Origin of the sequence: Rhodoglobus aureus, assembly GCF_039527955.1 — a bacterium.
GTDB lineage: Bacteria > Actinomycetota > Actinomycetes > Actinomycetales > Microbacteriaceae > Rhodoglobus > Rhodoglobus aureus.
This window is the reverse complement of sequence record NZ_BAAAKW010000028.1, coordinates 25034-45378: the sequence shown is the minus strand read 5'-3', so window position 1 is coordinate 45378 and position 20345 is coordinate 25034. Positions and strand designations below refer to the sequence as shown.

Here is a 20345-nt window from a genome sequence, read left to right as displayed (position 1 = left end):
ACCGGGCCTCGTCGCTAGGGGCGACCCTTCGACGAGGACTTGTTCGACTTGCGAGCGTCCTTTTCCGCAGTTTTAGCGGCTTTCTTTGCGCTGACCTCAGCCTTGGTCTTCTTGTCCTGGTCCGTTTCAGCGCCGTCGCCGTCGCCGTCGCCGTCGCCGTCTGCGTCTGATTCGACGGAGTCATGTTTGTCGGATCTACCGGGCTTGGTCACCTCCGCGCAATAGCCGGCAATGTTGTCGGCTCCATCTGCTGCGATGACGAAGTTTGCGTACGGAGTCGAGTTCGCCCCGAGACCGCCGTGAGAGAAGGCATTGCACAACCCGTATGCGGCAGAACCGGTGACGTCGGGTCCGATTGAGCGGTAAGAGGTGGATGACTCAGCAGCATCGGTGTCATCCGAGACTGTTTGTTGCGCCCCGGGTTTAATGGAGGTTCTTGATCACCTGAAAGGTTGAGAACCAAATGCCAGTAATGAAGAAGTATCCGACCGAGCTGAAAGAGCGCGCGGTCCGGCTCGTGATCGAGGCGCGTGGTGGTCCCGGCGGTGACCGCGGTGCATGCTCGCGTATCGGCCAGCAGCTCGGTATCCCGCCGGACACGCTGCGAGGCTGGGTCCAACGCTCGGAGATTGATAGCGGTACCCGGCCAGGAACGACCACCGATGACGCGGCCCGGCTGATCGAGCTTGAGAGGGAGAATCGCGAGTTGCGTCGAGCGAATGCGATCCTGCGGAGCGCGTCGGCTTTCTTCGCGGCGGAGCTCGACCGCCCACACAACCGATGATCGATTACATCGATGCGAACAAGGACGAATTCGGGGTCGAGCCGATCTGCAGCCAACTGCCGATCGCCCCGCAAACCTATTACGCAGCCCGGAACAGGCCGCCCTCAAAACGCGCCGTCAGTGACGAGGAGACCGCGGTGAAGATCCACACCGTGCACAGGAAGAACTACGGCGTCTATGGTGCCCGGAAGGTGCATGCGCAGCTGAAGCGAGACGGCCACCCGGTCGCTCGGTGCACGGTCGAGCGGTTGATGCGTCGCGAGGGATTACGGGGCGTCTCGCGGCGCAAGGGGCCACGGACAACCGTTCCTGGGCCGTTCAGTGAGCGCCCTGGTGATCTCGTCGACCGGCGCTTCACCGCACCGGCACCGGACTGCCTCTGGGTGGCCGACATTACGTATATTCGCACGTCTTGAATTCCAGCAGTCGTCGCAACGGTGTGATTTACGCAGGATTTAGTAAAGCATTAAGTCGCTCGGCGGGTGTGTCCCAGTTGAGGGTTTTCCGTGGCCGGCCGTTGAGTTCGGCAGCGATCGTGGTGAGGTCGCCGAGGGAGAAGGTGCGAAGGTCGCTGCGCCTGGGCAGGTATTGGCGCAGCAGTCCGTTTGTGTTCTCGTTCGTGCCGCGTTGCCAGGGCGATGCAGGCTCGCAAAAATAGACGACCATGTTCGTTGCCAGGGTGAAGCTCCGGTGTGCACTCATCTCGGACCCCTGATCCCAAGTCAGAGAGCGTCGCAACTGCGTGGGCAGATCGGCGAGGGCAACGATGATGCTGTCCTTGACCGCGTCGGCGNGCGGATCCGTTGCCGGTGCCGACGATGAGATCTCCCTCCCAATGTCCCGGTATGGTGCGGTCCTCGACCTCGGCGGGGCGTTCGGACAGAGGCGTCATCGTGTCGGTGAACCTGCTGGTGCGGTTGGACGGATCTTTCCGGGGTTTCCGTCTGCGGCGACCGCGACGCAGCCCGTTGAGTTCGTTGGTGAGCTCTCCTCGGGCGTGGATGTATATGGCTTGGTAGATAGTCTCGACGCTCACGCGCATCTCCGGGTCATGGGGAAAGTCTCGTCGAAGACGGTTGCTGATCTGCTCGGGCGACCACCGTTTCGCAAGCTTTGCCTGGACATAGTTCCGGAGTGGACCCGGGGCCTTCAGCCGAGCCTCGCGGGGCCTCTCGCGACGTTTCACCGAGGTCCGGTGCGCGGTGTGCGGAAGGTAGCCGCGGCGCCCGACGGTGTTGCGCTGCAGCTCGCGACTGATCGTCGATGGCGCCCGACCTAACTCGATAGCTATCTGCCTAATTGATAGTCCTGCCAGCTGCAGGTCTTTGATCTGCTCCCGCTCGAGCACGCTCAAGTAACGGGAATGGATGATCTTCTCAACCTTGTCGAGGGCCACCCGCTCGCCTTGAATCCAAGCTGTTCTCGGTCTTCTCACGTTCGCAAGTATCTCGTCCTGACGGTAAAGCACCACGCGGCCATCGGCGAGGACACGCCCCTTAGAGAACACCCGAATGCCTTTATCCCAGTCGGACGCCTGATGACTCTCTATTCCCAGCCGCTTCGCTGCGTCGCGCCGGGAGACTCCCTCGCCTCGCAGCCGGAAGAACTCGCGCCGCTTTACGTCTACGGCGTCCGAGGTGAAGATGCCTGCTCTATGTGCCCAGGCGTAACCGGTAACCCGATTGATGCCCAACTCCCGAGCGACTCTCGACACGTTGCCGACCTCCACCAGCCGACGAAGAAACGCGGACTTCTCCTCAGCCGTGAACCGCCGCTGCGCGGACCGCGAAGTCGACAGCCCGGCCTGCTTCATCCACTTGTAACCCGCGTCCGGGTGCACCCCAACCTTCGCCGCCGCCGACCGGACTGACCCACCCCGATCGATCACCGCCATGAACGCGACCTGCTGCTGCTCCGTATACTTCCTCGCCGGCATCTCGACTCCTCGCCGCTAGTGTTGCGACGACTGCTGGAATTCAAGCGTTCTCTGGCTGGGTCTACGCGGCGTTCGTCTTGGACGTCTTCTCCCGCCGTATCGTGGGCTGGCAACTGTCCACGACCATGCATACCGAGCTCGCCCTCGACGCCCTCGAGATGGGCATCTGGACCCGCCAGCGGGCCAGCCGGGACCTGTCTCAGTTAGTACATCACTCCGATCGCGGAGTGCAATATCGAGCCGTGCGCTACACCGATCGTCTCGCCGAGGCAGAAGCCGTCGCCTCGGTCGGGTCCAAAGGTGACAGCTACGACAACGCGATGGCCGAGGCGTTGAACTCGCTCTTCAAAGCCGAACTGATCCGCAACCGTGGCCCATGGAGAGGGATCGACGATCTCGAGATCGCGGTCGCGGAATACATCGATTGGTACAACCATCGCCGGCTCCACGGCGAGATCGGTCATATTCCCCCGGTCGAGGCCGAGACCAACTTCTATTCAAACCTGCCCGCCATCAGAGAGATGGAACGGGTCTAAACGAGCCTCTAAAAAACTCGGGGCTTGACAGTTTCATCTGAGGCGGTGTCGTCGGATACCGGGTCAGTAGTTTCAGTTTCTGTGGCGATTGCCTCAGGAGCCGGAGCACCGATCAGATCGTGAGCTGCCTCCTGTATCGGCGTCGGCAGCACATTTGCATATGCGGCAGCACCTGCGCCACCACCACCGACGACGACAACTCCTGCTATCAAACCGGCAGCAATCTTGCTGCCTACCAAAGTAGTAATTATTGACACGAAACTTCCCCCAAAGTTGTGTAGTGAAACAGGCCGATCTTGCAGGCCAAACGCCTACAAGAACGTAATCGACTTCGGCTCTGAAGAATCGTGTTGTGCTGATGAACTGGAATCGATAGCACCACCGTAGTGGTTGCGAAGAATATTTCCTAGGAAATGATCACAGCCCCGGGGCAGGTTAAACGGCAATGTCGAGGGCCGCTAGGGTTTTAACATCCCCGACGGCCCTCGACATATTTGCTGGGCCTCCTGTCGGATTCGAACCGACGACCCCCGCTTTACAAGAGCGGTGCTCTAGCCAGCTGAGCTAAGGAGGCTTGGACCAACGTCCTATTTTAGGCATGACTAGCCTGTGCTCCCAACCAGCCCCAAAAGTTGCCGTCATGCACCGGTCGGAATTCTCGCTGCAATCGTCGCTGACTCTCTCGCCCAACTGCAGCTCAGCCGGTTGTCGTGTGCTCTGCCAGTGCACACCAAGGATTCCGGTGGGATAGGTGCTGCGCCGGGAACACGCTAATTTTGGACTGGGCACACAGGAAAATTCGCGGATGTGTGGTCTATTGTTCTTCAGTAGAGAACAAAATCGTAGAGTTCTCTTCTGCCCTCAACAGTGTGGTGGCTGAGAGTGAACAATGTAGGAGATGATCAGAAGTGGCCGACAACGAGACCGATAGCGACTGGTCAGCTGCCGGTGAACGAATCCGGTTGGCCCGCGAATCCGCTGGTATGAGCGTCCGCGAGCTCTCGCGCCGTATTGGGGTTTCAGCAAGCCACGTTTCTCAAGTAGAACGCGGGTTGGCCTCTTTCAGCGTACGAACGCTCTACAACGTTGTGAGTGTGCTCGGCATATCCATGGACAGTCTCTTCGGGGAGGTACTGTCGGGCGGTGGCGATCTTGAAGTGCTCGGTGACGGGTCGACGGTAACCTCATCTGAGACGCCGTTAGACCAAGCCGGCATTGTCCTCCGTGGGGCGTCGCGGCCAACAATCAACTTGCACTCAGGCCCGCGGTGGGAGCGGCTTACCGCTAAACCCGAGGTCGGAACAGAGTTCATTGAAGTCATCTACGAAGCTGCGCCAGGTAGTGAACCACCAACCGACTTCATTCGTCACAACGGTCGCGAATACGGCATCATCATTTCTGGATCGCTGAACGCTCAAGTGGGGTTTGGGGTGGCTGAGATGCATCCAGGCGATTCGATTGCCTTCGACTCCAGCACTCCTCACCGTTTCTGGAATAGCCGCGCGACGCCCGTCGTCGCGGTCTGGTTCGTGTTGGATGCGGTTGGGCCGCAGGACCCGTTTGGTTCGAAGACCGAATCCGACGGCTACCACCACGGTCTATAGCAGTCGATCCCAGGCCTTACTCGATACCACCTGGCAACATGTTCGTTCTCTCTAGCAGAACAATATGCACACAGTTGGGCAAATAGCACGCGATATCGTGCGTGAACGAGACCTTTAGCGCAAGATTCTCGCTTGCATCGACAAAGTGTGCTGTGTGTGTTTACACTTGGCTTCACACCCAAGTTCACTCAACCAATGGAGGTTGACCGCAGTGACGATTGACAACTCCCCGCCCGCGCTCGAAGCGAACGGAATCGTTAAGCGGTTCGGTGGCGCTCTCGCGGTCGATGACGTCAGCATTTTGGTCGCCCCGGGTGAGATCCATGCCGTTGTCGGTGAGAACGGCGCAGGCAAGTCAACGCTCATGCGCGTGCTCGCGGGCATCTTGATTCCCGACGAGGGCATCGTGTCGGTGAATGGTGTTCCATTGACCGGCGGAGCCAAGTCAGCGCTCGACGCAGGAATCGCCCTAGTGCATCAAGAACTCAGCCTCATCCCAGAGATGACGGTTGCCGAGAACATCCTCTTGGGGTCAACACCGACATCGTTCGGTTTCATTCGCGCAGCAGAGCTTCGCGCCACGGCCGCAGCGGCTCTCGACGAGATCGGCGTCTCAGTCGACCTCGACGAGTCGATCTCTCGACTGTCTGTCTCGCTCCGACAATTTGTTGAGATCGCCCGCGCGGTCGCGCGCAAGCCGCGGGTGCTCATATTGGATGAACCGACTGCGACTCTCACTCCAGCAGAGACGGATTACCTCCTCGCCATGTTGCAGCGCCTGGCAGCAAAGGGCATGGCGGTTATCTACATTTCACATCGCATCCCTGAAGTCTTCCGAATTTGCAAAGTGGTCACGATTCTTCGCGATGGACAGGTCGTGGACGTTACGCGGATCGAAGACACCACTCCTGGAGCGGTAATCGAGAACATGGTGGGCAAGGAGCTCAAGCAAGATCTTGATTCGCGACGAGACGCAACGCCCGGCGAAGTCGTCCTGTCGGCACGGGGAATCCGGGCACACAACGTAAACGGGGTTGACCTTGACGTTCGATCGGGTGAGATCGTCGGGCTTGGCGGACTCGTCGGTGCTGGACGAACAGAACTCGTGCGAGCAATCATTGGCGCCGATGCGCGAACAGGCGGAAGTGCACTCATCACAGTAGATGGAGCCCCGCGCTACATCACCAGCTACCAAGTTGCTGTGCGGTCAGGAATTGGCTACGTGCCAGAAGAGCGCAGAACCGATGGCCTGGCATTGAGTATGACCGTTGCCGACAACATCGCGCTGCCCAATCGTCGTGAACTTTCCGTCTTTGGGGTTCAGCTGAGGAAGAAGACCACTGCGTTTGTCACCGCACTTGCCACGGCTGTCGCGCTCAAGCCACCGCAGATTGAACGCAACGTCGGCGAATACAGCGGTGGAAACCAGCAGAAGGTCGCCATCGCAAAATGGCTGGGACGAAAGCCGCAATTCATAGTGCTCGATGAGCCAACGCGTGGCGTTGACGTCGGCGCGAAGGCAGAGATTCATCGGCTGGTTCGTGAACTCGCAGACACCGGCGCCGCAGTGCTCGTCGTGAGTTCTGACCTGCCAGAACTGCTTGAACTCTCCGACGTGATTCACGTCATTCGTGACGGCCGAATAATGGGGACACTCTCCGGGGCCGAAGCGGACGAAAAATCTGTGATGTCCCTGGCGTCCGGCGAAAAGATGGTGGGTGCATAATGACGACGCAATCGATCGAGACGATAGGTGAAGTTGGCATTAAGCAAAACAAGTTCAATCTGTTGGTGTGGATTTCTGAGCGCGGAGTATTCGTGTTCACCGCGTTACTGATTCTGTTCGGCGTCTTCTTCGTCAATGGGTTCGCGTCTGTGATAAATATCACTGACGTCTTCTATCGGGCGGCCCCAATCGGCATTGTCGCTGTGGGCATGACCTTTGTGGTGATCAGTGCCAACTACCTTGACCTTTCCGTCGTGGCTCAAGTGGCGACGGCGGCCGTTATCCTTATCGGTGTCAGCAACGACTACGGACTGCCCCTCGCGTTTGCCGTAGCGTTGTTCGTCGCTGTTCTCTATGGCGTTGTCAACGGCGTGGCAGTCGGAGTGTTCAAGGCCAACGCCGTCATTGTGACGTTGTCGACGACATTCATTGGCCTTGGGATCCTGCGTTGGCTCTCGGGTGGCAGCATCTTCTTCGGGCCAGAGGACGGGCCAGTTCGCGCGTTCGGCCAAGCCAAGATTGGCTCCGTCCCGCTCTCGGCAATCGTATTGATCCTGGTCACTGCGATTCTGTGGTTCGTGTTGACCCGCACCAACTTCGGTTTTGTGGTCAGGTCCTTCGGCTCCAACAAAGAAGCGACTCGCCTCTCCGGAGTCAATACTCCATTGGTCGTCATCGGCGCGTTCGTGATTACCGCGATATCTGCCATGCTTGCCGGCTTCGTGCTTGCGGCGTTCTCCAATACGGCCGTATCCACAATGTCCGACGGCTACGACTTCCAAGCGCTCGCCGCGATCATCATCGGCGGCACCAGCGTGTTCGGCGGCAAAGGGAGTGTGCTGCGAACTCTCCTCGGTGTGATCTTCGTCAGCGTGCTCACCAACATCCTTGTCCTATCCAGTATTGGATTTGGCTTACAACAGATGGCTATCGGTGCGCTCATTGTGGTCGCCGTCTCTGTTGATGCCCTCGCTCGAAAGGTGACGAAAAAGTGACCGACACACAGCCCATGAGGCTTGGCAAAGAAACCGTCGGCGTTGTTAACAAACTAAAAATTGGCATCGCTCGGAGAACTGAAGGTCGCGGCGTCGCCCTCCTGATAATCGTGATCATCCTCGTGGCCATCATGGAACCGACGACATTCACGGCCTACTCAGTCACGCTCGGTCGTATCGCCTTGATCGGGCTGGTGGCGCTTGGCCTCACCGCGGTCATCCTGATGGGGGAACTCGACCTCAGCGTGGCCAGCACGCTTGCGGTAGCTGGCGTGATCATGGCCAGTGCCCCCAACATCTGGCTCGGGACACTCGCCGCGCTGGTGGCGGGCATTCTCATCGGTACAATCAACGCTTTCTTCGTCGTCTACGTCGGAATCAACTCATTCATCGCGACACTAGGAATGTTGTTTGCGCTTCGAGGCCTCGCTTTCGTGCTCTCGGATGCGAAGCCCGTGCGAATCGCCGACATTGAGGCAGGAATCGCATTTGGAACAGCGCTTCTCGGGCCAATCACTCCTCGAGTGCTGATCTTTATTGTTACGTTCATTGCTCTTCAGATCTTCCTGAGCAAGGTGCGCGCGGGTCGGGAATTCTACGCAGTGGGAGGCAACCGCCAGGCAGCATTCGATGCCGGAATTCCGGTTCGCCGTCGAATTTTCACCGGATTTATGATTTCTGGATTTGTTGCGGCCCTCGCTGGCGTGATCAACACCCTTGAGCGCACGGCGGCCGATCCGACCGCAGGATCCTCCGTACTACTGGCAAGCTTCGCCGCTGCAATCATTGGTGGCGTCGTTCTCACCGGTGGACGCGGGTCGATTCTGGGCACATTGATCGGTGCATTCTCCCTCGGCATCCTCCAGGTCGCACTGACGTTCTCGGGCGTGCAAGTTGACATTCAAGACATCTTTATCGGCTCGATCCTCCTCATCGCGGTCATCTCCGACCCCACCCAGCTTCGCGTCGCCGTAACCAGTATTCGATTCTGGTTTCAGCGTCGCGAAAAGTCTCAGGCCCAAACCTGAGCACTGATTCGTCACCCCTGACGGGCCAGTAGAAGCATTCACATTCAACAGAAAGAGGCAGAAAATGCGACGTTTTCGCATCCTTTTCCCCGCAGTAGCGGCGCTTGCGGTTGCAGGGCTCGCGCTCTCTGGTTGTGCAGCAACCGAGGAAGCTGACCCGTCAGCTGGCTCGTCGGACAGCTACAACGTCTACGCACTCCTTCCCCAGGGAACAGACCAGCCGTACGGCACCACTTACCTGCCAGCAATGCAGGCCAAGGCTGACGAGCTGGGGATCGACCTGACGATCACCAACTCGCAGTACGACGCTGACACGCAGGCAAGTGACTGCAAAGTTGCAGTCGCTGCCGCGCCCGACCTGATCATCTTGTGGCCCGCCGTGGGTGACACTGTTCGTCCGTGTCTTGAAGCTGCGAAAGCAGCGGGAATTCCCGTCACTGCCACAAACTCTGACGTAAACCCCGAGGACAAGGACTTGATTCAAGGCTACTCAGGCCCCGACACGTACGGCCAGGGTGCTGCCTCAGCCGAGATGATGTGTGACGCTGCCGACGGCGCGCCCACCAATATCCTCGTGATCGATGGTCTGACCGGAAACTCGACGGCAATCAATCGTCACGAAGGTTTCGCTGACTACATCGCCGAGAACTGCACCAATATCACGATCTTGGCCTCGCAGCCAGGTAACTGGAACAAGGATGACTCACAGATCGCGACATCAGAAATGCTGACATCAGTGGGCGCGGACAACGTTCAGGGAATTTACGCAGCAGACGACACAATGGTCGCCGGTGCGATCGATGCACTCAAGGCTCGTGGTATCGATCCCTCCAGCCTGATCATCACCTCCATCGGAAACACCTTCTTGGGCAATCCGCTCGTGATTTCAGGTGACCTGTACGGCACCGTATTCCAGTCGTCCTCATGGGACGGCGAGAACGCTGTCGTTCTGGCCTACAACGTGCTCACAGGCGAGACCGTAGAAGACAACCTGTTCATGCCTTCGGTGAAGGTCACTGAGGACAACGCCTCCGATGCAGCTGTCGCGCCTGAGTGGTAACCACCCACCGCAGTAGCTAAGCACAGCTGTAACTAACTGCCGTTGGTTGGGCGAGCGCACCGCTTGCCCAGCCAACGCCCAGTACTTATTCACATCTTTCAGGAGACACAGTCATGATTAACAACTTCGATACCCAGCCGATATCGCCGGCGTTGGACTTCGATAACCGGATGATTCCGGCGCATGGACACATGGCAGTGGACTTCGAACAGCGCGTCGACTTCAACCGACTTCGTAACTATCGCCTCGCACGCAGCATGCAGTCGCTCGAAGCGAGCGACTGTGGCGCCTTCCTCTTCTTTGACCAGTACAACATCCGCTACTCGACCCAGACCTGGATCGGTGGCGCGCTCGGCGACAAAATGTCGAGGTACGCCCTCTTGACCCGTGACGGCAAGCCGCATCTGTGGGATTTTGGATCCGCGGCAAAGCACCACGCACTCTTTTCTCCCTGGTTGGCAGAAGGCCATAGCCACGCCGGCATGCTCGGACTTCGCGGCGCCGTACACCCAGACGTAGGCCTCATGAAGGAAGCCGTCACCACCATCAAGGGGTTATTGGCCGACGCAGGAGTTGCAGGCATGCCCGTAGGCGTCGACATCGTCGAGCCGGCCTTTCTTTTTGAGATGCAGGCACAGGGCCTCACCGTTGTTGACATCCAGCAGTCGATGCTTGATGCGCGCGCGATCAAGAACGTCGACGAGATCATGTTGCTCAGCCAAGCTGCTGCCATGGTCGATGGGGTTTATGACGACATTGCCAACGCGCTGCGCCCCGGCGTTCGCGAGAATGAGATCGTCGCTCTTGCATCCAAAAAACTTTATGAGATGGGCTCGGAGCAGGTCGAAGCCATCAACGCCGTCTCTGGCGAGCGCTGCAACCCTCACCCCCACAACTTCACTGACCGAATCATTCGCCCGGGCGATCAAGCCTTTTTCGACATCATCCATTCGTTCAATGGATACCGCACCTGCTACTACCGCACCTTCTCCGTTGGCAGCTCCACGCCAGCTCAGCATGACGCGTACTCACGCGCACGCGAGTGGATGGATTCCGCGATCGAGACCGTACGAGCAGGGGTCGGCACCGATGAGATCGCCAAGTTGTGGCCAAAAGCCACCGATATTGGCATCGCAAATGAGATGGAAGGCTTTGGGCTGCAGTTCGGCCACGGCCTCGGGCTCGGCCTCCATGAGCGGCCGATCATTTCGCGACTCAACTCGCTGACCAATCCGGTTGAGATCGAGGCGGGTATGGTGTTCGCTCTCGAGACCTACTGCCCCGCCTCTGACGGCATTTCGGCGGCACGCATTGAAGAGGAAGTAGTGGTTACCCGCACGGGCGTGCAGGTGCTCACCAAGTTTCCAGCGCAAGAGCTTTTTGTAGCAAACAAGTACTAAATAAATTATTGAGCTATGTACGAATTCACATTGGAAGGTAAATAGAGTCATGGACACCACTCGACTTGTAGGCAAGAACATTCTTATTACGGGCGGAGCCCAGGGAATGGGCGCGGCCGTTGGCAAATACTGCGCCGCGCAGGGGGCGAAAGTTTGTCTCGGTGACGTCAATGAAGAAGGTGTCGCCGCCGTTGCGAAGGAGATCAACGACGCAGGCGGAATTGCTACCTCGGTGAAACTCGACGTGACGAAGCGTAAGGATGCCGCTGCAGCAGTTGCACACACCGTCAAGGAATTTGGCAGCATCAACGTTTTGCTCAACAACGCGGGTATCAACAAGCCCCTGTTCTTCCTCGACATCACCGAGGAAAACTGGCAGCGCATCATGGATGTCAACGCATGGGGAACCCTCGTGTGCATGCAGGAGGCCGCCAAGCAGATGAAGGCACAGGGCAAGAAGGATTTCCCCTACAAGATTGTCAATGTCGGTTCGATCCTGTCGCGCGAAGCGTTCATCGACGTTACGGTCTACACGGCGAGCAAGCACGCCGTGTTGGGTCTTATAAAGGCCGGCGCCAAGTCGCTTATAGAGCACAACATCACCGTCAATGGCTACGGCCCGGGCGTCGTGGCCACCGAACTCTGGGCGCAGTTGGACAAGGACCTGGTCGAGATGGGCATGTTCAAGAAGCCGGGTCAGTCCATGGATGACATCGCGGAGAACATGATCCTCATGAAGCGCTACTCGTACCCGGAAGACATCGTGGGAACTGCGGGATTCCTCGTGAGTTCCGACAGTGACTACATGACAGGGCAGCTGCTCATGATTGACGGCGGAATGGTCATCCAGTAAGCACATAACCACGCACAATGATGAAGCGCTCAGGCCACTGGCCAGGGCGCTTCATTAGTGTGGTCGGTGTTAAATCTTCTCGACCGGCTGTTCGCCTGTGTGAAGATCGTGATCCGGACGACGCGTAACTTCTGCGACGGCCGCCCAATCGAGGTCAGCCAAGGTCGGATCCGCCTGCGCGCGCTCGAAACGATCGCGAAGAATCGCCGCCGTAGGCAGGACCACGCCGCCTTCGGCGGCGAGGTCCTCGGCAAGGCCGAGATCCTTGAGCCCGAGCGGCAGGGCGAACAGCGCGGGACTGTAGCGCCGTTCTGCAATGACAGGCCCGTAGCCGCTGTAAACGACTCCGGCAAAGAGCGTGCCCGACAGCAGGTCAACGAAGTCACTCGCATCGATGTCGTGTGCCTCGACGAGAGTCACGCCTTCGGCGAGCGCTTGGAGGGCATGGAGAATCGTGAAGTTGACCGCGATTTTCGTTGCGTTGGCGCGGCGGGGTTCCGCCCCGAACTGCCACACCCGCGAACCGAGGGCGTCGAGGATGGGGTTCACAGTTTTAAGCGCCGACTCCGGGCCAGCGACGATGATGTTGAGCGCTCCTGCCGCGGCGACTGGCGGCCGCCCCAGCACCGGGGCGGCAACGTAGTCCACGCCCGCGCCGCGGTGCACGTCGCCGAGGCGGTCTGCTGTGGCGGGGCTGATTGAGGCCATGTTGACGTGGATGCGGCCGGACACACCGGTCAGGGCCTCGGGTGTCAAGACTGCTTCTGCGGCTGCGTCATTTGCGAACATTGACAACGAGATAGGTGCGGCGAGGGCCTCGGCGGGCGGAGCCGCCTGTGCAGCGCCGGCCGCCACGAGAACGTCGGCGGCCTCCGGCGACCTATTCCACACGATCACCTCGTGACCGGTGGCGATGAGTCGCCCAGCCATAGCGTTGCCCATGATGCCGAGTCCGAGGAATCCGATTCGAGTCATGTTTGCTCCTTCTATCGGGGTTTATGGTTGTCGCTCTGCTCGCGTTTTCCACGGCCGCTGGATATGGGATTCCTCTGATCTGATCGATTCAGGATGGCGCGTTCGTACCGGCCTCGATAAGGAGCGCGGCGTTCGATGGGTCGGGTGCGAGTTCTCCGCGTTCGATGCGTTCGGCAATTCGCAGGATCGCTTCGTTGACCGGTGCACGAGTCCCGAGCTTCTGCTGCTGGGCGACGACATAACCGCTGAAGGCGTCGAGTTCGGCGCGCCGACCCTTGTCCCAGTCTTGAAGTACGGCCACGCGGGTATCCGGCAGCGAGTAGCGCTCTAGTACGGCGTCGAGCAGGTCGATGCCGTACTGGTCAGAATCAGGCACCTCTTCGGCGGTCTTCCCAAAGATCGGGACTATCGCGATGCCGAGTGCTTTCGCCGTGCGATAGGCCTCACGGGACGCCGCATCCATCACCGCTCGTACGCCCGGAATGCGGCTTGCTTCGAGGAGTGGAACGTTGAGGATCGCCGACGGAAGCATTTCGGGGATGTTGGCGATGAGCTTCATCCATTTTGAAGCGCGGATGTCGTCGGAGATGGAAATCTTGCCAGCGTGCCCAAGTGCTGCGGCTGCGGCCTCGAGCGCGGGGGTTCGACCGCCATCCATGGATCCAATGGTCAGCCAGGTCTGGTCCCGTGAAACCTGACGTACGACCACTCCAGGGGTGACCATGTTGGCCGCGATTCCGAGGACTGCGCCCACCGACCGATCACTGCCTACGATGTTTGCGATGTCATCGATTGTCATTCCGTTCTGAAGTCCGACGACTAAAGATGACTCGTGAAGGAGGGACTTGATCAACTCGGTGGCCCAGCGTGTGTCATAGGTTTTCACTGAGGTGAAGACTAGGTCGAAGGGCTCGCGAAGCTCGGCGACTTGAGAGACATGGTAGACCGTGACCGGGGTAATTTCGCTTATTCCGTTGGGAAGATGCACCGTCAGCCCGCTGGCTCGCATAGCTTCAACGTTGGCGGGCCACTGGTCGATGAACGTCACGTCGAGCCCGGCGCGGATCATGTCAGCACCAAGCGATGCACCGTTCGCGCCGGTGCCCAGCACCGCGATTCTCATTCCTGCCATGGGCGTTCACTCCTGTCGCTGTGATGCATTGCCCGCACTATCGGCACGCGGGCCATGCTCAATGGGGGCGGTGTTACGCCTTCCAGACCGTTTTCAGGTTGCAGAATTCTCGGATTCCGGCCGCAGCAAGTTCGCGACCGTAACCGGAGTCTTTGATGCCGCCGAACGGCAACTCCGGGTAGGAGATCGTCATGCCGTTGATGAACACAGCGCCGGCGTCGAGATTGCGAGTGAACCACTCTTCCTCTTCGGAATCCTGGGTCCAGACGGCGCTAGACAGGCCGAACGTGGTTTGGTTGGCGATTGCAAGTGCGTCGGCGCGATCTGCAGCCCGGTACAGCGAAGCGACGGGTCCAAAGGTTTCCTCCATGACGATGCGCATATCGTCGGTGAGGCCGGCTAAGACTGTCGGCGAGTAATAGAAGCCGGGGCCATCTGGCGCGCTTCCGCCCGTGAGCACCTCAGCACCTTGGGCTACCGCGTCATCGACGAGTTCTGCCAAGTCGTTGAGGCCAGACTCTGTCGCGATGGGACCGATCTCGGTTGCTGGGTCGAGAGGGTCTCCGACGACAAGAGCTGCCATCTTTGCGCTGAACACGCGAGCAAACTCATCGTAAACATCCGTGTGCACGATAAAGCGCTTACCCGCGATGCACGATTGGCCGTTGTTCGAGATTCGCGCCTTGACGGCCATTGTCGCCGCGGCATCCACGTCAGCCGACGGCATGACGAGGAATGGGTCAGAACCTCCGAGCTCCAGTACAGCCTTCTTGATCTGTTCACCTGCGATCGACGCAACAGATCGCCCGGCGGGTTCTGACCCGGTCAGGGTGACAGCCTTCACCCGGCGGTCTTCCAGAACTGCTTTGACCTCTGCCGATCCGATCAGCAGAGTCGTGAACGCGCCAGCGGGGAACCCGGCGCGCTCGAACAGCGTGTCTAGGTACAGCGCAGACTGTGGCACGTTCGAAGCGTGTTTGAGAAGCCCGGTGTTTCCAGCCATCAGGGCGGGCGCAGCGAAACGAATGACCTGCCACAGCGGGTAGTTCCACGGCATCACTGCGAGGACAACGCCGAGAGGGTCATACCGAGTCCAGGCGCTCGACGCGTTGACCGAGCTCGGGTCGGCGAGCTTCTCTTCGGCAAGGAATCCTTCGGACTCGTCGGCGTAAAACCGCATGTTCTTGGCACACTTAAGCACCTCAGCCTTCGACTGGGCAATGGGCTTGCCCATCTCGATCGTGAGCATCCGCGCAGTCGCGTCTACTTCAGCCTCCAGCAGGTCGGCAGCGGCCTGCATCCACTGCCCGCGCTGCGCGTAGCTAGTGGATTTCAACTCGAGGAACGCGCTCTGGGCCGCGGTGATTCTGCGCTCGACCTCGTCTGAATTGTGCGGCTCGAAGGTGTTCTCGATGACTCCCGTTGCGGGATTTATCGTGGCGATGGCCATGGGGTGCTCCTAAAATTTGGTGATGGGTAAAGACTCGCGAAGTTCAGTCCGCGAAGATTTCGGGATGCCGCGAGAGCTCAAAACGTGTGCGCCGGATGTGGGCAGCGAGAATGCGCTCTGCTTCGTCGACGTCGCGACGTCGAAGCGCCGCAACCAGAAGATGATGTTCGTGGTGCACACTGCGGTCGCTCGGTCTGAACGCCTGCATGAACGCGCGGCGGTAGTGCTGGGTGCGATTCCAAAGTTGATGCACTGTATCTGTGAGCAGTGTCGTCTCGGCAGCTTCGTATGACCCGAGGTGGAATTCGCGGTCAAGGGCGAGAAAGTGTTCGACGTCGTCGCCGTGCTCCATGTGAGTGGCGAGGGCATCCAGGCGGTCGATTTGAGAATCGCTGAGCAGCGGAACGTTGTAGCGAAGGAGAAGCGGTTCGATCCGCTCCCGAATTTGATACATCTCCTCGCAGTCCGCGAGGCTCAAGTGAGTCACCCAGGCCCCGGTATTTGCTACGAGTCTGACGAGGCCTTCGCCTTCAAGCATGCGCAGCGCCTCACGGACAGGCAGTCGGCTCGCACCGTAGCGGTCGGCGAGATTTTCCTGTCGAATCCGCGCGCCTGGCGCGTACTGACCGTCGAGGATGGCGGTGCGCAGGTCGTCCGCAATGCGGAGTCCCGCGCCGCCGTGCGTGGAGGGCTGAATGGTTGACATGGCTCTCATTCTGCCGGACGTGCAGGGTGCCAGAGTCGGCGTGGAGAGTTTTGCTCGTAGGCTTTCCCTCCGGGAAAGCTGACGAGCTCAAACTGCATTCCCCAAGGACTGCGAAAGTACTGCCAGCGCTGCCCCTCTGCCAGCTTGCCGCTTGCTACCGGTTCTCCCATGAGCTCTACCCCCTGAGTGCGCAGGTACTCGATGGCTCCGTCGAGGTCGTCAACGTAGATGGCGAAGTGATGTCCGCCGATGTCGCTGTTGCGGGGGTTGTCGGCTTGGCCGTCTGCGGAGTCGTATTTGAACAGCTCGAGATTGCTGCCGTTGCCGAGGCGCAGAAACCGCATTTCGCGAATGATGGTGCGCGGATGAACTCCGAGCGTTACCTGCATCCAGTCATCGTCAGCCTGCTTAGCGCCAAGAGCGTAGATGAGTTCGGCGCCGAGCACGTCAACAAAGAACCGCTCCGCCTGATCTAGATCAGGCACAGTCACCCCAATGTGGTCGATGCCCCGCATTCCCGGTAGTCCGGCGCTCATACTCGCTCCCTCACACAGTTGTTATTGGATACATTATGGCTGATTAGCCGAACAAATTCGAGGTTTTTCTGAAGAACGCCCTTGGATTGGATTCAATACTGCGCTAGCGTGGCAGACATGCCAAAACAGCGACGTCTTGAAACTGGTCAACCCTGGGTGGAACTCACCACGACTGCAGCCGATTGGAAATCCGCGGATCCCGCCCTATTGGCAACAATGCTCGGCGAGCTTCACCTCATTCGCGCATTCGAAGAAACGGTGCTTGAGCTTGCGGGGGAGCAGCTGGTTCACGGCCCGGCCCACTCCAGCATCGGTCAAGAGGGCGGCGCAGTAGGCTCCATCGTCGGGCTCCGCTCAAGCGATGCGGTCAACGGCTCTCATCGCGGGCACCACCAGTTCCTCGCCAAGGCAATCACGCACGTCGCAGACGGCAACCTCGATCTCGGTTCGCTGGTCACAGCGCCGATCCAAACCGTGCTTCAGCGCACGCTCGCCGAAATCCTCGGACTTTCGCAGGGCTATTGCGCTGGGCGAGGCGGTTCGATGCACCTCCAGTGGTTCGAAGCCGGAGCCCTCGGCACCAATGCAATTGTCGGTGGTGGTGCACCTATGGCGGCAGGCAACGCCTGGGCGCAGATGCATTCCGACACCACCGACCTCACTATCAACTACTTCGGAGACGGTGCCAGCCAGATCGGCTCTGTGCTTGAATCGATGAACCTCGCTGCAGCCTGGAAGCTGCCAGTGTGCTTCTTCATCGAGAACAACGTCTATGCGGTCGCGACCAACATTTCAGAAAGCGTCGCCGACACCCGGCTGTCGGTGCGCGGCCAGGGTTTCTCGATCCCGTCCTGGCGGGTAGACGGAATGGATCCACTCGCCGTTCATCTCGCAACGCAACAGGCAGCAGAGGTCATGCGCTCGGGTGGGGGCCCTGCCATTATCGAAGCCGAGGTTTACCGCTTCTTCCACCAGAACGGTTCGGTCCCGGGAAGCGCCTTCGGCTATCGCTCAAAGCAGGAAGAGGCAGAGTGGAGAGAGCGTGACCCGCTGCTGCTCCTTGCGCGGCAGATGATCGCCCGCGGGCTCATCGATCAAGCCGGTGTTGACTCGGTGCGCGAGCAGTCGCAGAAGGCCATGACCGCGGCAGTCGCCCCGTTACTTGAGGCGGACCCGGAATCAATTGGCAAGCGCAGAATTCGCCCCGAGCTGTGGCCAGACGTCGACTTCGTCAATGTCGGCGTACGCGGAGACACTAGCGAGCTTTCGGATGCTAGAACGCTCGAGCCGATCACCGCAACCGGCGAAACCGAAACCGTGAAATTTGTCGAAGCCATCGCATCCGTCATGGGTCGTCGCATGGCCGAAGACGACCGCATCGTCGTTATGGGTGAGGACGTGCACCGCCTCAAGGGCGGCACGAACGGCGCTACGAAGGGTCTTGTCGCGAAGTTCCCCGACCGTATTCTCGGCACGCCCATCAGCGAGAACGCTTTCACCGGACTTGCCGCAGGCATGGCGTTGGACGGCCGATTCCGCCCCGTCGTCGAATTCATGTACCCGGACTTCCTGTGGGTCGCGGCCGACCAGGTCTTCAATCAGATCGGCAAAGCCCGCCACATGTTTGGCGGAGTGAACCCCGTGCCCTTGGTGCTTCGCACCAAGGTCGCCATGGGTTCTGGCTATGGCTCACAGCACCTTATGGACCCAGCAGGCATTTTTGCGACCAGCCCGGGGTGGCGCATCGTTGCCCCATCGTCTGCCTCGGACTACATCGGATTGATGAACACTGCGCTCGCGCTACAAGACCCGGTGCTGGTCATCGAGCACGTTGATCTTTACGGTCAGACCGAAGAGATTCCCGTCGGTGACCTCGACTACCAATTGCCTTTCGGAAAGGCGGGCATCAAACGAGAAGGCTCCGATGTAACCGTCATCAGCTACCTCTCTATGGTGCGCCATTCACTCGAGGCAGTCGAGCAGACCGGAATCGACGCCGAGGTCATCGATCTGCGCTGGTTAGATCGTGCGTCGATCGACTGGGAAACGCTTGGCGACAGCATCAAGAAGACGAACAGCGTGCTGATCGTCGAGCAGGGTGCTCAGGGAACGTCGTACGGCGGGTGGCTTGCCGACGAGCTGCAGCGCCGGTTCTTCGACTGGCTCGACCAGCCCATCGAGCGGGTAACTGGCGGCGAAGCAAGCCCCAGCATCTCCCGTGTACTTGAACGCGCGGCAATCGCGCGCACAGAAGAAGTCGTCGCCGGTCTCGAACGGGTACGCCGCGGAATGGGTGGAAACTGATGTCTACAGTCGTACGGATGCCTGAGGTGCTTGCGGGCACCACGGAGGCCGCAATTCAAACGTGGATGGTCACCGTTGGTCAGGCGATCACTGTGGGAATGCCCCTTGCCGAAGTGGAAACCGAGAAGGCGAACGTTGAGTACGCCTCTGAGGTCGACGGCACAGTGCTGAAGCTTGTGGTGGCAGAGGGACAAGACGTCCGCGTCGGTGATCCAATTCTGCTTGTCGGTGCGGAGGGGGAGGGTACTGATCATGCTGAGCTCGACGGTCCAGGGGGGCAAGGCTCGACAGAAGCTATCCCTCCCCACGCCAGCCAAGCGGGTGCCAGCGACGCATCGGAGTCCTCTGCTTCTGATGCAAGTTCACCAGCAGCCGAGCCGGCAGACCAGAGCAGAAGATTCATCAGCCCCCTCGTGCGCCGTCTCGTCAAAGAGCAAGGCCTCGACCTCAGCGGTGTCGCCGGATCAGGCCCTGGCGGCCGCATCGTTCGACGAGACCTCGAGGGACTCAGCGCTCCCGAGCAGGCAACTGCGGCGGCACCCGCGTCGACTCCCGAGCCCACCCCGGCAGCGGCAGTCGCGCCGGTGGAGTCCACAGGCGGCACTACGACCGAAGTGCCACACACGGGGATGCGTAAAGCGATCGCCCGCCGGCTCACCGAAAGTAAGTCGACGGTGCCGCACTTCTACCTCGTCGCCGACTGCCGCGTAGATCGACTCGTCGCGCTGCGCAAAGAAGTCAACGAATCCGCATCCGTCAAGGTCTCCATTAACGATTTCGTGCTCAAGGCATCGGCGATGGCGTTCATCGATGTGCCAGAAGCCAACGCCACGTGGGGGGAAAGCGCGATAACGCGCTATTCGACCGTTGATATGTCAGTCGCTGTAGCGATTGACCGCGGATTGGTCACTCCGGTCCTGCGATCAGTTGAGCGCCAAACTCTGACCGAGATCACTCGCAGTGTCGCAGATTTGGCCGGACGAGCCAAGGCTGGTCAACTCAAGCAACACGAGCTTGAGGGCGGCAGCTTCGCCGTCAGCAACCTTGGCATGTACGGCGTCACGGAGTTCTCCGCGATCATCAACCCGCCGCAGGCGGCCATCCTCGCTGTCGGACTTGCGCGTCAACAGCCCGTAGTGGTCGACGGAGAAATCGAAGTCGGAACAGTCATGACCGTGACACTCTCTGCAGACCATCGAGTGTTGGATGGGGCGCTCGCCGCACAGTGGCTCGCCGCGTTCGTTGGACACATCGAGAACCCTCTGGGGATGCTCGTCTAGCATCAACGGTCGCGCCGCCCGATCTGTGCGGGGTGGGGCG

The 20345-nt window shown here is 59.6% G+C and carries 19 protein-coding genes, 1 tRNA gene, 1 pseudogene and 1 other annotated feature; of the genes and pseudogenes, 12 read left to right on the top strand and 9 right to left on the bottom strand.

Annotated elements, in window-relative coordinates; all coding sequences use genetic code 11:
• Positions 1–14: 14 nt before the first annotated feature.
• Positions 15–320, bottom strand: a complete 306-nt coding sequence (locus ABD112_RS07665) for a hypothetical protein (RefSeq protein WP_343924668.1) — start codon at positions 318–320, stop codon at positions 15–17.
• Between the two features lie 152 nt (positions 321–472).
• On the opposite strand from ABD112_RS07665, the gene ABD112_RS07660 reads away from it, so the two are divergent.
• Positions 473–784, top strand: coding sequence for a transposase (locus ABD112_RS07660; RefSeq protein ID WP_343924666.1), 312 nt, complete (start codon positions 473–475; stop codon positions 782–784).
• Positions 742–855 (top strand) — a sequence feature (AL1L pseudoknot). Its footprint overlaps the gene before it by 43 nt.
• Positions 781–1200 carry an IS3 family transposase gene (locus ABD112_RS07655; RefSeq protein WP_343924664.1) on the top strand — a complete coding sequence of 140 codons (420 nt, stop codon included), beginning with the start codon at positions 781–783 and terminating at the stop codon, positions 1198–1200. (Overlaps the previous feature by 75 nt.) The genes ABD112_RS07660 and ABD112_RS07655 overlap by 4 nt, the downstream gene beginning before the upstream one ends.
• Positions 1201–1205: 5 nt before the next feature.
• Here ABD112_RS07655 and ABD112_RS07650 read toward each other — a convergent pair.
• Positions 1206–2381: pseudogene (locus ABD112_RS07650) on the bottom strand (IS30 family transposase); the annotation flags it as partial.
• A gap of 377 nt (positions 2382–2758) precedes the next feature.
• On the opposite strand from ABD112_RS07650, the gene ABD112_RS07645 reads away from it, so the two are divergent.
• Complete coding sequence (locus ABD112_RS07645; protein WP_343924735.1) at positions 2759–3256, top strand: IS3 family transposase; 498 nt, start codon at positions 2759–2761, stop codon at positions 3254–3256.
• 8 nt (positions 3257–3264) lie between these two features.
• On the opposite strand, the gene ABD112_RS07640 is transcribed toward ABD112_RS07645, so the two are convergent.
• Together ABD112_RS07640 and ABD112_RS07635 are read right to left on the bottom strand one after the other, a co-directional pair.
• A complete protein-coding gene (locus tag ABD112_RS07640; RefSeq protein WP_343924662.1) occupies positions 3265–3513 on the bottom strand; it encodes a hypothetical protein in 249 nt (82 codons plus the stop codon).
• Between the two features lie 243 nt (positions 3514–3756).
• Positions 3757–3830: transfer RNA gene (locus ABD112_RS07635), tRNA-Thr, on the bottom strand.
• A 334-nt stretch (positions 3831–4164) separates the two neighbouring features.
• On the opposite strand from ABD112_RS07635, the gene ABD112_RS07630 reads away from it, so the two are divergent.
• The 7 genes from ABD112_RS07630 (at position 4165) to ABD112_RS07600 (ending at position 11922) form a co-directional block, all read left to right on the top strand.
• A complete protein-coding gene (locus ABD112_RS07630; RefSeq protein ID WP_343924660.1) occupies positions 4165–4860 on the top strand; it encodes a helix-turn-helix domain-containing protein in 696 nt (231 codons plus the stop codon).
• 211 nt (positions 4861–5071) lie between these two features.
• A complete protein-coding gene (locus ABD112_RS07625; RefSeq protein WP_343924658.1) occupies positions 5072–6586 on the top strand; it encodes a sugar ABC transporter ATP-binding protein in 1515 nt (504 codons plus the stop codon).
• Entirely contained in the window at positions 6586–7581 is a 996-nt protein-coding gene (locus ABD112_RS07620) for an ABC transporter permease (protein WP_343924657.1), read from the top strand. Before ABD112_RS07625 ends, ABD112_RS07620 begins: the two co-directional genes overlap by 1 nt.
• The gene (locus tag ABD112_RS07615; RefSeq protein WP_343924655.1) at positions 7578–8609 is read left to right on the top strand and encodes an ABC transporter permease; all 1032 of its coding nucleotides are present in this window, start codon (positions 7578–7580) and stop codon (positions 8607–8609) included. The genes ABD112_RS07620 and ABD112_RS07615 overlap by 4 nt, the downstream gene beginning before the upstream one ends.
• Positions 8610–8673: 64 nt before the next feature.
• Entirely contained in the window at positions 8674–9669 is a 996-nt protein-coding gene (locus ABD112_RS07610) for a sugar ABC transporter substrate-binding protein (RefSeq protein ID WP_343924654.1), read from the top strand.
• Positions 9670–9782: 113 nt separating this feature from the next.
• Complete coding sequence (locus tag ABD112_RS07605; RefSeq protein WP_343924652.1) at positions 9783–11069, top strand: M24 family metallopeptidase; 1287 nt, start codon at positions 9783–9785, stop codon at positions 11067–11069.
• A gap of 49 nt (positions 11070–11118) precedes the next feature.
• On the top strand, positions 11119–11922 hold the full coding sequence (locus ABD112_RS07600) for an SDR family NAD(P)-dependent oxidoreductase (RefSeq protein ID WP_343924651.1): 804 nt from the start codon (positions 11119–11121) through the stop codon (positions 11920–11922).
• A 69-nt stretch (positions 11923–11991) separates the two neighbouring features.
• Here the strand turns inward: ABD112_RS07600 and ABD112_RS07595 are convergent, their stop codons facing one another.
• The 5 genes from ABD112_RS07595 to ABD112_RS07575 all read right to left on the bottom strand — a co-directional run bounded on the left by ABD112_RS07595 (position 11992) and on the right by ABD112_RS07575 (position 16721).
• Positions 11992–12897, bottom strand: coding sequence for an NAD(P)-dependent oxidoreductase (locus tag ABD112_RS07595; protein WP_343924649.1), 906 nt, complete (start codon positions 12895–12897; stop codon positions 11992–11994).
• Between the two features lie 88 nt (positions 12898–12985).
• Entirely contained in the window at positions 12986–14029 is a 1044-nt protein-coding gene (locus ABD112_RS07590; RefSeq protein ID WP_343924648.1) for a ketopantoate reductase family protein, read from the bottom strand.
• Positions 14030–14102: 73 nt separating this feature from the next.
• On the bottom strand, positions 14103–15479 hold the full coding sequence (locus ABD112_RS07585) for an NADP-dependent succinic semialdehyde dehydrogenase (protein WP_343924646.1): 1377 nt from the start codon (positions 15477–15479) through the stop codon (positions 14103–14105).
• Between the two features lie 43 nt (positions 15480–15522).
• Positions 15523–16185, bottom strand: a complete 663-nt coding sequence (locus ABD112_RS07580) for a GntR family transcriptional regulator (RefSeq protein WP_343924644.1) — start codon at positions 16183–16185, stop codon at positions 15523–15525.
• Between the two features lie 5 nt (positions 16186–16190).
• Complete coding sequence (locus ABD112_RS07575; RefSeq protein WP_343924642.1) at positions 16191–16721, bottom strand: VOC family protein; 531 nt, start codon at positions 16719–16721, stop codon at positions 16191–16193.
• A gap of 117 nt (positions 16722–16838) precedes the next feature.
• Between ABD112_RS07575 and ABD112_RS07570 the strand changes: the two genes are divergently transcribed.
• Together ABD112_RS07570 and ABD112_RS07565 are read left to right on the top strand one after the other, a co-directional pair.
• Complete coding sequence (locus tag ABD112_RS07570; RefSeq protein WP_343924640.1) at positions 16839–19025, top strand: alpha-ketoacid dehydrogenase subunit alpha/beta; 2187 nt, start codon at positions 16839–16841, stop codon at positions 19023–19025.
• Positions 19025–20305, top strand: a complete 1281-nt coding sequence (locus ABD112_RS07565) for a dihydrolipoamide acetyltransferase family protein (RefSeq protein WP_343924638.1) — start codon at positions 19025–19027, stop codon at positions 20303–20305. Before ABD112_RS07570 ends, ABD112_RS07565 begins: the two co-directional genes overlap by 1 nt.
• Positions 20306–20345: the final 40 nt, after the last annotated feature.

Coding starts and splice junctions, on each gene's coding strand:
- ABD112_RS07660 (WP_343924666.1), top strand. CDS start 473: ATGAAGAAGTATCCGACCGAGCTGAAAGAGCGCGCGGTCCGGCTCGTG.
- ABD112_RS07655 (WP_343924664.1), top strand. CDS start 781: ATGATCGATTACATCGATGCGAACAAGGACGAATTCGGGGTCGAGCCG.
- ABD112_RS07620 (WP_343924657.1), top strand. CDS start 6,586: ATGACGACGCAATCGATCGAGACGATAGGTGAAGTTGGCATTAAGCAA.
- ABD112_RS07610 (WP_343924654.1), top strand. CDS start 8,674: ATGCGACGTTTTCGCATCCTTTTCCCCGCAGTAGCGGCGCTTGCGGTT.
- ABD112_RS07605 (WP_343924652.1), top strand. CDS start 9,783: ATGATTAACAACTTCGATACCCAGCCGATATCGCCGGCGTTGGACTTC.
- ABD112_RS07600 (WP_343924651.1), top strand. CDS start 11,119: ATGGACACCACTCGACTTGTAGGCAAGAACATTCTTATTACGGGCGGA.
- ABD112_RS07595 (WP_343924649.1), bottom strand. CDS start 12,897: ATGACTCGAATCGGATTCCTCGGACTCGGCATCATGGGCAACGCTATG.
- ABD112_RS07590 (WP_343924648.1), bottom strand. CDS start 14,029: ATGGCAGGAATGAGAATCGCGGTGCTGGGCACCGGCGCGAACGGTGCA.
- ABD112_RS07585 (WP_343924646.1), bottom strand. CDS start 15,479: ATGGCCATCGCCACGATAAATCCCGCAACGGGAGTCATCGAGAACACC.
- ABD112_RS07580 (WP_343924644.1), bottom strand. CDS start 16,185: ATGTCAACCATTCAGCCCTCCACGCACGGCGGCGCGGGACTCCGCATT.
- ABD112_RS07575 (WP_343924642.1), bottom strand. CDS start 16,721: ATGAGCGCCGGACTACCGGGAATGCGGGGCATCGACCACATTGGGGTG.
- ABD112_RS07570 (WP_343924640.1), top strand. CDS start 16,839: ATGCCAAAACAGCGACGTCTTGAAACTGGTCAACCCTGGGTGGAACTC.
- ABD112_RS07565 (WP_343924638.1), top strand. CDS start 19,025: ATGTCTACAGTCGTACGGATGCCTGAGGTGCTTGCGGGCACCACGGAG.